The organism is Klebsiella sp. K5-306 (genome assembly GCF_051835185.1).
GTDB lineage: Bacteria > Pseudomonadota > Gammaproteobacteria > Enterobacterales > Enterobacteriaceae > Klebsiella > Klebsiella oxytoca.
Map to the genome: position 1 here is coordinate 141998 of NZ_JAIFJY010000005.1, position 13696 is coordinate 155693.

Genomic DNA, 13696 nt, shown 5'->3' on the forward strand with positions numbered 1-13696 from the left:
ATGAGTATTCGTCCGTTACATGATCGTGTGATCGTCAAACGTAAAGAAGTTGAAACGAAATCTGCTGGCGGCATCGTTCTGACCGGTTCTGCGGCAGCAAAATCAACTCGTGGCGAAATCATCGCTGTCGGTAAGGGCCGCATCCTGGAAAACGGAACCGTGCAGCCTCTGGACGTTAAAGTTGGTGACATCGTAATTTTCAACGATGGCTACGGCGTGAAATCCGAGAAGATCGACAATGAAGAAGTGTTGATCATGTCCGAAAGCGACATTCTGGCAATTGTTGAAGCTTAATCCGCGAACGACACTGAACATACGAATTTAAGGGAAAGATAAAATGGCAGCTAAAGACGTAAAATTCGGTAACGACGCTCGTGTGAAAATGCTGCGCGGCGTAAACGTACTGGCAGACGCAGTTAAAGTAACCCTGGGCCCGAAAGGCCGTAACGTGGTTCTGGACAAATCCTTCGGTGCGCCGACCATCACTAAAGACGGCGTTTCCGTAGCGCGTGAAATCGAGCTGGAAGACAAGTTCGAAAACATGGGCGCGCAGATGGTTAAAGAAGTTGCCTCTAAAGCGAACGACGCTGCAGGCGACGGTACCACCACCGCAACCGTACTGGCTCAGGCTATCATTGCTGAAGGCCTGAAAGCCGTTGCTGCGGGTATGAACCCGATGGATCTGAAACGTGGTATCGACAAAGCTGTCGTAGCCGCTGTTGAAGAACTGAAAGCGCTGTCCGTACCGTGCTCTGACTCTAAAGCCATTGCTCAGGTTGGTACCATCTCCGCTAACTCCGACGAAACCGTAGGTAAACTGATCGCTGAAGCGATGGACAAAGTCGGTAAAGAAGGCGTGATCACCGTTGAAGACGGTACTGGTCTGGAAGACGAACTGGACGTGGTTGAAGGTATGCAGTTTGACCGCGGCTACCTGTCCCCGTACTTCATCAACAAGCCGGAAACCGGCGCTGTTGAACTGGAAAGCCCGTTCATCCTGCTGGCTGACAAAAAAATCTCCAACATCCGCGAAATGCTGCCAGTTCTGGAAGCCGTAGCAAAAGCGGGCAAACCGCTGGTTATCATCGCTGAAGACGTAGAAGGCGAAGCGCTGGCGACCCTGGTAGTGAACACCATGCGCGGCATCGTTAAAGTTGCTGCGGTTAAAGCACCGGGCTTCGGCGACCGTCGTAAAGCTATGCTGCAGGACATCGCAACTCTGACTGGCGGTACCGTTATCTCTGAAGAGATCGGTATGGAGCTGGAAAAAGCGACTCTGGAAGATCTGGGTCAGGCGAAACGCGTTGTTATCAACAAAGACACCACCACCATCATCGATGGCGTGGGCGAAGAAGCTGCGATCCAGGGCCGCGTTGCTCAGATCCGTAAGCAGATTGAAGAAGCAACTTCTGACTACGACCGTGAAAAACTGCAGGAGCGCGTGGCTAAACTGGCAGGCGGCGTTGCAGTAATCAAAGTGGGCGCGGCTACCGAAGTTGAAATGAAAGAGAAGAAAGCACGCGTTGACGATGCCCTGCACGCGACCCGTGCTGCGGTTGAAGAAGGCGTGGTTGCCGGTGGTGGTGTAGCGCTGGTTCGCGTTGCCGCTAAACTGGCTGGCCTGACCGCTCAGAACGAAGATCAGAACGTCGGTATCAAAGTTGCGCTGCGCGCAATGGAAGCTCCGCTGCGTCAGATCGTGTCCAACGCCGGTGAAGAACCGTCTGTTGTGGCGAACACTGTGAAAGGTGGTGAAGGTAACTACGGTTACAACGCTGCAACCGAAGAGTATGGCAACATGATCGACTTCGGTATTCTGGACCCAACTAAAGTGACTCGTTCTGCTCTGCAGTACGCAGCATCCGTTGCTGGTCTGATGATCACCACCGAGTGCATGGTCACCGACCTGCCGAAAAGCGACGCGCCTGACTTAGGTGCTGCTGGCGGCATGGGTGGCATGGGCGGTATGGGCGGCATGATGTAATCGTGCGCTATACCCCTTAGATATAAAGAAACCCTCGGGCAGAAATGCTCGGGGGTTTTTCTTTTTGTCGTCTTTTTAGTATAAGGTTGTACATCCGGGCCAGTGCGTCCAGCTCATTGATCGTGGGGAATAACATGCAGGTAAAATATTTAGCAGGGATTGTCGGCGCAGCATTGTTGTTAGCAGGTTGCAGCTCCAGCAACGAATTGACCTCTGGTGGCCAGAACGTACGCTTTGTTGAAGATAAACCAGGTTCTGAATGCCAGCTGTTAGGTACCGCAAGCGGCACGCAGAGCAACTGGCTGTCCGGACAGAATGGTGACGAAGGCGGCTCCATGCGCGGCGCGGCAAACGCCCTGCGTAACAAGGCCGCAGAGATGGGTGGCAACGTCATTTACGGCGTCAGCAGCCCGACGCAGAATCTGCTGTCCAGCTTTGTGCCGACCGATAGCCAAATGAACGGCCAGGTTTATAAGTGCCCGAACTGATTTAACCGGTGCCTCTCTTGCCTAAATTGAGGCACCCTCTTGATCTCTTTTTATTGCTTGCTGAGTTGCGCCTGAGTTTGCTGGTAGAACGCATGCAAAGGACGCAGACACTCCTCCAGCGTCATCATTCTTCCTGGCTGAGAAGGGATGATTTGGCTAAAAATCTGGCTGGGCTGGCGCTGGGTATGCACTTCTTTCAGCTTTGGGCTTCTCTCAATTAAGCGCATTACAACGATATTTTCCTGTTCTGATGGATGAGCGGCATTGGTTTTAATCACTGCGCCGGAGATGATTTTTCGCCCTTCCTCCGTGTCACAACAGTACAACACGCCGAGATAATGGGAAAACAGATTGAGCTTCCATTCATCCTGAAGATACTGCTGATAATCAACGTTGCTGGTATTCGTTAAATCCACCGCATAAAGCATCAGGCCTTCCAGCGAGGAAGTTAAATAATTAATCAGATCGCTATCTCCCGTGTGTTTAAGAGACTGCTGAATGCCCACCAGCAGCGCTTCAACTTGCATATCATCAATACGCAGCGTAGCAATTTGCTCATTTTGCAGCACCAGAATGAGCGTTGACCAGGTGTCGCCGGGTTTTAACGTTATCGACATAATACGTCTTTCCGGATTAGGGTGCTGTACTTCAGGTATATCGATCGCCGGTGTATTTTCTATAAGGCGTTCATTAAAGGCCACCAGTTCATTCTTATAACTTTCACCTTCAGCATTTATGCGCTGCAGGACGATGGCCATTCTGTGCTGCAGAACTAACAGGAGATCCGCAAGAATCGGCGCCTGAAGATAATAAGACTGACAGAGTTGATTACTCAGTTTGACTTTGAGCATTAAAGCCAAAAATTTGTCATCATATTTAATAGATGCGGTATTAAAACCAATAAATGTTCCTTGCATACGGATCTCCTTTTCCTGGTGGTTACGCTGGTGCCTGCATATGGAGCTGTGACATATCAATGATGCGATCGGCTGAGGCAATGGTGGATGGCCGATGGGCAACAATGATTCGGGTAATGCTTAAACCAGAGATAGACTGGTTAATGACCGATTCATTTTTCAGGTCGAGATGGCTGGTGGCTTCATCCATAAACAGAATGCTGGGTTTTCGATAGAGCGCGCGAGCGATTAAAATTCTCTGTTTTTGTCCACCTGAGATACCTAAGCCAAGCTCGCCGACAATCGTTTCGTACCCCATCGGCATTTTCATGATTTCATCATGGATATTACATCTGCGTGCGCACTCAACGATAAAGTCCATATCGGCATTATCTTCAAAGCCGCTGATATTATCGATAAGCGAGCCTGAGAAAAGGCGATCCTCCTGAAGGACGCAGGCCGTTCCGAGACGAAAGTTATTGATGCCAATTTTTTGAATATCAAGGTTATCCGCTATCACGTCACCGCTGGTGGGCGCTAACAGACCGCACATGACTTTCAGCAGCGTGGTCTTACCGACGCCGGAAGGGCCAACCAGTGCGATGGATTCGCCGGGTTCAACGGTAATATTTAAATTAGAAAAAATAGGTTGTGAGAACGGATCGTACTGATAGCTGAGATTCTTCACTTCTAATTTCACGCCAGTATTTTCTGCAAAAACCCGGCGTGCAGGCAGCTCTTTTTCCGGCTCGCTAAATACAATTTCTGAAAGACGCTCATTATGTAACGACAGCATTCGCAGCTGCATGACCAGGTCGATCAAGCTTGATGCGCGCTGGGAGAATTGCCCACGATAGGCGTTAAAAGCCATAAACATACCGAGGGTCATATTGTTATCAATGACCATGATCGCGCCCAGCCAGAGTACGGCGACCTGATCGATAGAGGTAATAAAAGTATTAATACCGCCAAACATCATATCGAAGCGAGTCTGTTTGATACCGGCATTGCAGGCGTCAATGTTGATATTTAACCAGTGCTGCGAACGACGCTCTTTTAAGTTCAGCGCTTTAATGGTGGAAATACCGTATAGGGACTCCATAAAGTGCGAGCTGGAGCGTGCGCCCTTGATAACCTGCTCTTCGGCAACGCGACGGTAGAAGCTGTAGGTGGCAAAGCGCATGATGGCATAGCATAAGGTGAACCCAACCACGACCCAAACCAGCCAGCCGCCGTACAGCGTTAACATAACCAGCAGGCCAATCGTCATGATTGAGTCGATAATGCCGGTAACAATGCTATTGGTGAAGGTGGAACGGATAGTATCCAGCGACGAAAAACGAGACTGAATATCCCCTAAATGACGTTTTTCAAAAAAGGATAACGGCAGGCTCGTCAGATGATCGAACAGCGTGGTTTTCCATTGGATGTTCGTCAGCGTATTTAGCGTCAGCGAGATCCATGCGCGAAGCATGCTGATAAAGGTGCGGAACAGGGTGAAGAAGACCAGACCGATACAGATAACGGATAGCAGGCTCTGATCATGAGCCATGATCACGTGGTCAGTCACCAACTGCATGCCTATCGGCAGCAATAAGCCGATAGCTTCAACCACGACTGAGAAGGCGAAAATTTTCAACAGCGCTGATTTTAATCCGACGATATTGCGCATCAGATCTAACAGACGTAGTCGAGATTTGGCTTTCTCCTGCCGGAAGTTCTGATCGGGCCATAGCTCTAACGCGATGCCAGTAAAATTATTCGACATTTCCTGAATGCCAATAATACGTTTACCCAGCGCCGGATCGTGGACAATAAAGCTCGATTTGCGCACCTTAGTCAGAACGACATAGTGGTTCATTCCCCAATGAATAACACAGGGCAGCTTTAATTGCCTGATTTCATCAAGATCGAGTGACAACGCCCGACTTTTTAAGCCGGCATGTTCCGCCGTTTTGCTCAATGACGTTAACGTCACACCCTGAGAGGGGCTGCCAAAACGCTGACGAAAGTTAAACAAATCAATATCTAGACCATAATGTCCGCAAATCATAGCCAAGCAGGCAATGCCGCACTCAGCAGCCTCAGATTGCAATATTACGGGCGTCTTTTTAAGTATTGAAAAATTAACTTTGGCCGTAATTTTTTCAAACAGTTCATTAGTCATGAATCGGTCCACTCACGCTTTGCTTTATCTTATAAACCGGGGTAAACATCCACATATAGAGAGGGCGTTCTTCAAGGAAGACGACGGCTTGTGCTTTAAGCCCGTTGGACAGGCTTAGTTTTTTTCCGTCATATTCGAACTGTTTGTCTTTAATTTTGACAATTGCTTTATACAGCGCCAGTTCTTGCTGCTGATTACCACCGTTACTGACGTTAGTATATTCAGACATCTCCTGGCGAGATGCCGGCATTGAGGATATAGATATAATTTCCCCAGGGAATTGCCCAAATTTATCGGAAGGGAATGCATCGTAGCGAATATTGATGGTGTCCCCTGTTTTTAAATAAGGGATGGTGTTGTTTGGTAACCAAAGGATGAGAAAATACTCAACGTCGCCAGTCGGTTTTATCTGCGCCAGACTACTACCATTATCAACTGTTTGTCCCTGTGTTGCAGATAAAGATTCTATTCTACCAGTGCTTGTGGATTTGATAATAATATTTCCGTTGGCATTCGATTCGACTAGCTGATTTTTAAAATCATTGGATTGGTTGTACTGACTGGAAATTTGGTTGTCAAAATCTGCTGCTTTAGTGATTTTGTCACTGTTAAGCTGAGTGATTTGCGATTCCAGTTGCATCTTTTGGCTAACCAAAGACTGATAGGTACTCTGCTGCTGAAAATACAACGAATGCTGATAGTTATATTGATCTTTAGTAATAAGTCCGTCTCTCAGGTATTTATCATAGCTTGAAAGATTTACGTGCATTTTTTTCAGACCTACCTGGGCGTTTACCAACATACGGTTGGTTTCCTTCAGGGAAGTTGTGGTGGTTTCTAACTGCTCATTTAGCGCATTTAATGTTTGTTTTTTGTTTTCTATCAACTTTTTGATGATTTTCTCAGAATTGACAATTTTCTCCTTGATGGCTTCTATTTGTGCTGCACTCACATTTCCACTGGTGGTGTTGCGGGATACATCAATTTCATAGAGTGGTTGGTTTTTTTCTACAACGTCACCAATTTTGACGAATTGCTTAACGATAAATCCTTGTTGAGGAGCAAAGACGTTAATAGAATGCGGGAGAGTAATCACTTCGCCATTAACATCTACACGTTGGGTGAATTTGCAAAATATCAATGCGCAGATAAGTGCAATGAGAAATAAAGCTGATAATGACGCAATTAACCAGGCAGGTAAGCCTGCGAGTAACAAGGCTTTCCCTTTCCAGTGATGCCTTTTGTATTCAATCGCTTCCTTGCGATAGAGATTTTTTGACATGTGTATCGCTTTTATTTTCTGAAAAGGTCTGAATAATCAGACCTTTGTTAAACATATTTAATATGAATGGGCTAATTATTACCCTATGACTTTTAGCGATATTTTAACGCCAAAGTTTGAAGGTACCGTTCGCCGCACCTTCGACAAATTCTGTGATCATTTCGTTAGTAGCGTCCCAGCCAATCGTAACGCCGGCAATTGCACCACCAATTGCACCTACTACCAACCCCCAGGCTCCGCCTATAGCCATACCGAGAGTACCAAAACCTAACAGACCACCACCATTGCCGCCATTAACGCCGCCAATGATAGAACCCATCATTCCGTACATAGCTCCACCGAAAAAGGCGCTGGCAACGGCCTCAACGCCATTTGATGCAATAGAAGTAAGCGCAGAGCCTAAGGAAGAAAAATCCCAAGAATAGCCACCAGAGATCTCTTCCATTTCAAATACAGTTAATTCTTTCATTACTTTTATTCCCTTAAATATTATATGGGTTGAAATTACGGGTCGATGTAATCGCCCGGAAAGAACAATACGGAGTAGATTGGCTATAATCAACATGATTTGCTGTGAATTATATATGAATCGCAATGTTCATATGTGAAATCATGAATTTATTTTTCTATAAAATATGATATTAATTCATGTCATGGATGTATTCATGTATTAATGTCGAGTTAAGCATGTTTTGTATTTATTAAGATGTTATTGACTTGGCTATTTTTAATCGTAGGGAATGTTGGATTAATGAAGAGCAATAGCTCCCGTCAGTATTCCTCTATAATAATACCTTTCGGGAGCTTTGGATGAGAATTAATCTTCCTGGATAACGACCTCTAACATTGCTTTGACGCTACCAAGGGTAACATCGCTACTACTATCACTTGCACGATAGTAATCTGCTGTCAGGTTTATAGTCTTTGACAGATCGCTGTTTTTTGAGATTTGATAATTATATTTATCCATATCATAGAAAATAACTGGGCTCCCGGCTAGTTTAAAAATAATTCCCACATTATTTGCCGCTGTCGCACCAGATATCATATTATCTACTATACCATCACCAGAAGTACTCACTCCGCTAATAGGATTAAACCAGTAGGTAACGGTATTGCCTAACGATGATGTTGGACAGTTGATATTCATAACGATATTCTTTTCGGATGGTGTTTTTGCCCCACGGGAAAGTGACATCAACTTACTCTTATCGATACGGTTCAGCGTGACCTGTGACTGCGGAGTGGAAGTATTGCATGAGGTGGTGCGATAATTTATATTCTTAAATTCTATTTTTGTTAATATATATAATAAACGATCATTAGCGATCGGATTAGTCACCGGATTTCCAACAGAAAAAGAAACAGAAGGATTGGCCCCGCTGCCTGATGTATCAATAACGTTTTTTGTTTTGATTAACCAGATAGTAAGAAATTGATAATTGTTTTCCGAAGATTTGGAAATTGGTACAAGCGTCGAACCTGCTTCACCTACAACTACTGAACCATTTTTACTACGTAAGAGATCCGATACCTGGAAACCAATTCCGTCGATCCCTGTCTCATAGACTTTCCCTCCCTGAAGGCCGGTAACCCCTGCTACCTCTGGTGCACTAATATTAATAATGTATTGATCATTAGTCGCTTTGTTACATTCAAATCTTTTGTATGCACTGGTTCCAATCTTGCGGGTATAAAGAATGCTCCCTACAGGAATGGAAGGGTCGGTTGGGATTTTTATATTATTCAGTGTAATAGCTTGCCGCTGAATGTCACCAGTATATGAACATTTTGCGGCAACTTCGCTGCCTAGCATTAGTAACGTTATTAGGATAAATATCCGTTTCATCAAAAATTTCCTCTATAAATGACTAGCGGCAAATCGTTTCGATTTGACTAATGCCAGACGCTTTGCCTTCCCTGGCCGGTAAAGTAAATGAAGCATTGCACTGCTGCGCGGCGCTTTTGCCCCACTGGACGTTAAGGATCCCGGTCTGTTGCAGGCCGGACATATAGACCATACCGGCGTCGCTGACGATGCTTGGTTGCGACTTGCTGTCGCCGGCGAGCAGGACCATCGCGCCATAAGGCACGTCCTGGCCGCTGGCCGTTTTCAGATGGACAAATGCGCGCTGGCCGATATTCCCGGCATAATTGGCTCGCACGATGGCGCCGCGTGTCGGAACGACGCTTTGCGTGGTTTCCGGAAGCTCCATGTCTTCGCCAAGCGTGGTGCTGTCCAGCGTAATATCAGTACGACGGTAAGGCGTAACGTATGGAACGATGGCGTAGCCACGATAGTCAGTGGAAATGGTGTTGTCGTTAGCGAGTCTGACGTTATCCAGTCCTGGCGCTTTAACCAGTACGGCGGCGTCGGTGATGTCCTGACCGAGTGTGATGCCATCAGCATGGGCAAGGATGCTGCCGTTGGCTCCGTAGTCAATGCGTTCGCTATCGCGATCGTAACTGTAGCCGGCATTAACGCTGCCGCGGGAACCGTTATAGGTCGCGCGCATATCGCCACTGTAGTATTCCCGGTTGCTGTACCCTTGCTGCAGGCTCCATTCCAGGCTGTCGTTCTCAAGCGCGTTACCACCGATGGAAACGGACTGATCGGTAGACCCCGGATTGCTGTTGGTTAACTGATAGCTGGTATAAGTGCCCGGTAGCCAGTTGCTCAGCGGCACGGTTACGGTCAAAGTGATGCGCTGATCGTCCTGGGCGTCTTTCCCGGAGTTATCCCCACTCCAGGTATAGCGGTTATAGCTATAACCCAGGTAATAGTTCACATTGTGTAAGCCGCCGTTGTACCCTACGCTGATCGACTTGTTGGTGCGCTTATCGTCCCAGTAATCTTCAATCAATCCGCTTATCGAAAGGCTACCAAGACCTTTACCCAGGCTTTGGTTCAGCGTCAGGTTGGTCCGGTTGCGCAGCGAGCGAGGAGTGTAGTTGCCATCATTAGAATAGCTATCCAACACTTCAGAGAGCGTATTAAATCCGTGGGTGGAATAGCGGTAGCCAGCGATAGTCACGTTAGTACCGGTTTCGATAATATTTTTCCCGTAACGGACACGCCATGACTGTCCTGAGGTCTTTTCGTCGTCTTTCATTTTTGACCAGGCCTGAGTGACGTCTGCCGAGGCGGCACCAAGCTCGCCGAGGTTATAACCAAGGCCTGTTGACAGCGCCTGGTAGCGCGATGCGGCCTGCATCCCGCCATAAAGCGTCAGGCTGCTGGAGACACCGTAGGTCGCGGTGGCCTGGGTAAAGGTAGTCTCATCGACTCCGCCATCGTAAGGACGGTATTTGCCTGACGTAATCTCATACTCGAACTGATCTTCACGTACCATTACCGGCAGCGTAGCGAACGGTACGACAAACTCTTGCTTAGAACCGTCGGATTCTTCCACGGTGACGTAAAGGTCGCCGCTACCGCCGCTCGGATACATATCAGTGATTTCAAACGCGCCAGGCGCCACGTAGGTCTGGTATACTTGGTAACCGTTTTGTTTAATTAAGACGCGGGCGTTGGTTTTGGCGATACCACGGATAATCGGCGCATAGCCGCGCATACTTTCCGGCAGCATTGATGTATCGGTGGCCAGTTGAATACCGGTAAACGGTACGCTGTCAAAGATGCCTGAGAGTGAAGAGCTCTCACCCATCACAAGGTTACTGTTGATGGGGCGAATGCTGCGCTGCATATAGAGATAAGCGGAATCCCAATCCCCTCCATCGCCGTTATTTTTATTCCAGGTGCTGAGGTTACGGATACGCCATGGGCCAACGTTGAGGCCAGACTGCAGGTTCAGGCTGTAATATTCGTCATTGGCCTGCATATCGTTTGAACCGCTGAACTGATAGTTCACCAGCAGGGCGTTGATGCCATCATCAAACTGATCCGGTGGAATATATCCCTGCGCGGTGGTAGATAGTGCCGCCTGAGGAATGGATATATTCAAGCGCTGGACGGTAAAGTCAAAATCCGCTTTGGTATCCGGGATGACAGAAAGATTGACGCAGCCGCTTTTATCCTCGACCAGTTCGGGAAAGGCTTTAACGCGAACGCCGTACTCCGCTAACGTTTTCAGGCTCAGGCAGGGCACCAGGGCGGGCTCTCGATTATTCCCGGTGGCACGGCTATTCGCTACAAACTTCATTGTCCTGGTATCCAGATAGCGGCCATTAAACATGATATCGACCCGATAATCCCCCGGCGCCTGTGCGTTCTGCGTCTGGAAAATAGATAAGTCGGGGGTGGTTGATGGATCGCTGCCATTCAATGAGCTAATGAATGAGGGATCGAAAAAGTCACGTGCTTGCGCTTTATTATTCAAACCAGAAAGCAATGCCGGAAGCATTGCAAGAAAGACCGCGGATAGTTTGAATAATCCATTATTCTTATTTGGCATAGACACATCCCTATAATGATGAAATAAAATTCTTATTACAGCGATGAGGAATAGAGCGATCCTGCTCCGCCATAATCATTGACGACTTTCCAGCTGACGCTGGATGCATTGATATTTTCTTTTAAGGTTACTTCTTTGGTCGCCATTGGGGCGACGGAGTTGACTTCTGGCTTCACTTCTTTGCCACCAATTTGGACACTTTGGAAATAGAAGAAAAACGGTGTCGGATTTTTAATCGTCAGTTTAGTGCCTGCTTTCCGCCATTCGAGTTTTTTGGCTTCAATGTTTGGCGAAAGATCGAAAAGTGCTTTTGGACGATAAACCAGGCGCATGCGGTGGCGAACCGCCAGTTGAATGGTATTGGCGCTGGCTTTCTCATCGTCCGCCGGCGGGATAGCCATCACGTTAAAATAGTATATGGATTCCCGGTCGTTCGGGGTATTGACGTTTCCGGTAGAAAACAGACGCACGGTATTCTGCTGCTTACCCTCAAGACGAAATAGCGGAGGGGTAGCCATAAAAGAGGGTGTTTTCCCTGCTGGCGCTTCAACCCAGGATTTAATCAGATAGGGAATATCATCTTTATTTTCGATTTGCGCGGTGATTTCACGCGCACCTTCTTTATAGAGGTAGCGGGTGGATTCAATCACAATACCAGCATGGGCAATACTACTGAGGAGTAATGCACAGGATGCGGTGAGATTTAATAAGTTCCTGAACATGGTTTTTCTCTGAATGCGAAAAAGGGCCCGCCGTGAAGCGGAGCCCTTCGGGGAAAAATTAGAGGGTGTAATCGATAGTAAAGGTCGCAACACCTTTAACCGGACCTTCGGTAACCGGAGTCGCGGCGTTCACTTTCACATAACCAGTGGTGTACTTCAGCTGAGTGCCGCCAGCCGCAGTGTAGCTTTCGGTCATGAGGTCAGAACCGTCGAAGCCTACGCGGTGTGCATCACGTACGCGCTGGATACCGATACCAATACCGGTAGCGCCGCCAGGTGCGGTGTTGTCCAGGATGTTAGCGTTGGTGGACGTACCGGTCACATTGACGGTTACAGCGGTAACCGGAGTGGCGCTACCCTGTGCGCAGTCTTTCACGTCAAAACCGAAGTCCTGAGTTTTAAACAGAGCACCAGCCGCTTCAGCATTCGCTTCGGTAGTGGTCACGGTCATCAGCTGAACGATACCGTTGTTCAGAGTACCAGTCGGAGTCACTACGCAAGAGTTAGCTGCATCAGATACTTCACCCAGCACAGTTACCTGAGCGGTGTTGGTTGCCATTGCCTGAGCACTCAGAACTGCAGAAGCAGCGACCATTACAGCTACGATTGTTTTTTTCATTTATTTAATCCATTTATAGATACTAAGTCCTGAATAGCGTCATGGCGAAAATGTTAATTAGGCTGATAGGTAATAACTAACATTCTGCTATGTATGCCCGATCGCTATCGTTATCATTCTCCTGCCGCCGCATTTTGCATACCTGGTATACTTAGAGCGTCAATGTGCCGGAGCGGTGACAAATCTAAGTGCAGGGCTGATAAAATGCATGTGAATTCTGTTTGAATTTAAACTCTGTTTATTGAAGGTTGCAATTTCACAAGCAGATTTCGTAGATAATAATGAGCGTGCCTGGAAGGTATAGTTGTAAATCAGTCTTCCCTTTGGTTCAAATATCATGATAATCTTATCTTTGCTCTGGGAAGAGCTGGGATTTATCTTTGAAATTATCTAATCTGGCAGGCTTAAAGGGATGTACTGTGATAGCTAAAGATGAATTTGAATTTAATTCATCTTTGTTTCATATGGAATGGTGAGGGAGGAAAGGGATTATGATATTCAATGAATATATCATTAACAATGAAGTTATTTTTAATGTAAATATGAATGAGCTGCAGCCCGTAGGGGACAATGGTGAGAGCGTGACGCTGAACGCGCCGACTGCACGCTGCCTGCAACTTTTACTGGAAAGTAATGGGAAAATTATATCCCGAGAAGAGTTTCTGGATAGTGTCTGGAAAACCAGAGGGGTTGTCGTTTCGCAGAATACTTTTTATCAAAACATATCATTGTTAAGAAAGTCGTTAGTGAAAGCAGGATTATCGCAAGATATTATTGTTACAGTCAGACAGCGCGGGTTTGTTCTCGCGGCAGGATCAAATATTGCCTCATTCTTACGCTCGGAAGAAAAGGCACCGGAAAATTCTGAAAATGTGCAGGTTACCGCAAGCACCTCTTCGCCTCCGATTGAGAAAAATGTGATGAATAATTCCGCTGTCCGTGAAGATGCGCAAAAAATTTCCACAGATGATAAAGCAACAGTATTTAAATTACCCGGGTGGATTTTGCCTCTGTTATTGGTGATGACCGCCGCAAACATCCTTTCTCTTTTTTTGTAAGTAATAATGAATGGATTAACCGATTGATTTTATATTCGCTTTACTCTCCCCTGGAAGAATAATTA

The 13696-nt window shown here is 46.9% G+C and carries 12 protein-coding genes; 4 read left to right on the forward strand and 8 right to left on the reverse strand.

The genetic code is table 11. From position 1 onward, the window contains the following. From K2184_RS10030 to K2184_RS10040, 3 genes are all read left to right on the forward strand, one after another. Positions 1 to 294 (forward strand): co-chaperone GroES, encoded by a 294-nt coding sequence (locus tag K2184_RS10030; protein ID WP_003855929.1) that lies wholly within the window; start codon positions 1 to 3, stop codon positions 292 to 294. 43 nt (positions 295 to 337) lie between these two features. Further along, entirely contained in the window at positions 338 to 1984 is a 1647-nt protein-coding gene (gene groL, locus K2184_RS10035; RefSeq protein ID WP_004109240.1) for a chaperonin GroEL, read from the forward strand. A gap of 134 nt (positions 1985 to 2118) precedes the next feature. Next, positions 2119 to 2472: a DUF4156 domain-containing protein gene (locus tag K2184_RS10040; RefSeq protein ID WP_004109236.1), complete on the forward strand. Its 354-nt coding sequence runs from the start codon at positions 2119 to 2121 to the stop codon at positions 2470 to 2472. Between the two features lie 50 nt (positions 2473 to 2522). Here the strand turns inward: K2184_RS10040 and yjeJ are convergent, their stop codons facing one another. From yjeJ to K2184_RS10080, 8 genes are all read right to left on the reverse strand, one after another. Next, the gene (gene yjeJ, locus K2184_RS10045; protein ID WP_163525028.1) at positions 2523 to 3389 is read right to left on the reverse strand and encodes a YjeJ family protein; all 867 of its coding nucleotides are present in this window, start codon (positions 3387 to 3389) and stop codon (positions 2523 to 2525) included. 22 nt (positions 3390 to 3411) lie between these two features. Beyond that, positions 3412 to 5535, reverse strand: a complete 2124-nt coding sequence (locus K2184_RS10050; protein WP_163525027.1) for a peptidase domain-containing ABC transporter — start codon at positions 5533 to 5535, stop codon at positions 3412 to 3414. Beyond that, positions 5528 to 6817 (reverse strand): HlyD family secretion protein, encoded by a 1290-nt coding sequence (locus tag K2184_RS10055; RefSeq protein WP_064370790.1) that lies wholly within the window; start codon positions 6815 to 6817, stop codon positions 5528 to 5530. The genes K2184_RS10050 and K2184_RS10055 overlap by 8 nt, the downstream gene beginning before the upstream one ends. 103 nt (positions 6818 to 6920) lie before the next feature. Continuing rightward, complete coding sequence (locus K2184_RS10060; protein WP_049127348.1) at positions 6921 to 7286, reverse strand: hypothetical protein; 366 nt, start codon at positions 7284 to 7286, stop codon at positions 6921 to 6923. Positions 7287 to 7634: 348 nt separating this feature from the next. Beyond that, positions 7635 to 8666 carry a fimbrial protein gene (locus K2184_RS10065; RefSeq protein ID WP_123830088.1) on the reverse strand — a complete coding sequence of 344 codons (1032 nt, stop codon included), beginning with the start codon at positions 8664 to 8666 and terminating at the stop codon, positions 7635 to 7637. 22 nt (positions 8667 to 8688) lie between these two features. Then, positions 8689 to 11232, reverse strand: a complete 2544-nt coding sequence (locus tag K2184_RS10070) for a fimbria/pilus outer membrane usher protein (protein WP_049127350.1) — start codon at positions 11230 to 11232, stop codon at positions 8689 to 8691. A 35-nt stretch (positions 11233 to 11267) separates the two neighbouring features. Then, positions 11268 to 11954, reverse strand: a complete 687-nt coding sequence (locus tag K2184_RS10075; RefSeq protein WP_064370792.1) for a fimbrial biogenesis chaperone — start codon at positions 11952 to 11954, stop codon at positions 11268 to 11270. A gap of 58 nt (positions 11955 to 12012) precedes the next feature. Beyond that, on the reverse strand, positions 12013 to 12573 hold the full coding sequence (locus tag K2184_RS10080; RefSeq protein ID WP_049127352.1) for a fimbrial protein: 561 nt from the start codon (positions 12571 to 12573) through the stop codon (positions 12013 to 12015). A 491-nt stretch (positions 12574 to 13064) separates the two neighbouring features. On the opposite strand from K2184_RS10080, the gene K2184_RS10085 reads away from it, so the two are divergent. Beyond that, complete coding sequence (locus K2184_RS10085) at positions 13065 to 13631, forward strand: winged helix-turn-helix domain-containing protein (protein ID WP_004109209.1); 567 nt, start codon at positions 13065 to 13067, stop codon at positions 13629 to 13631. The last annotated feature ends 65 nt before the right edge of the window (positions 13632 to 13696 follow it).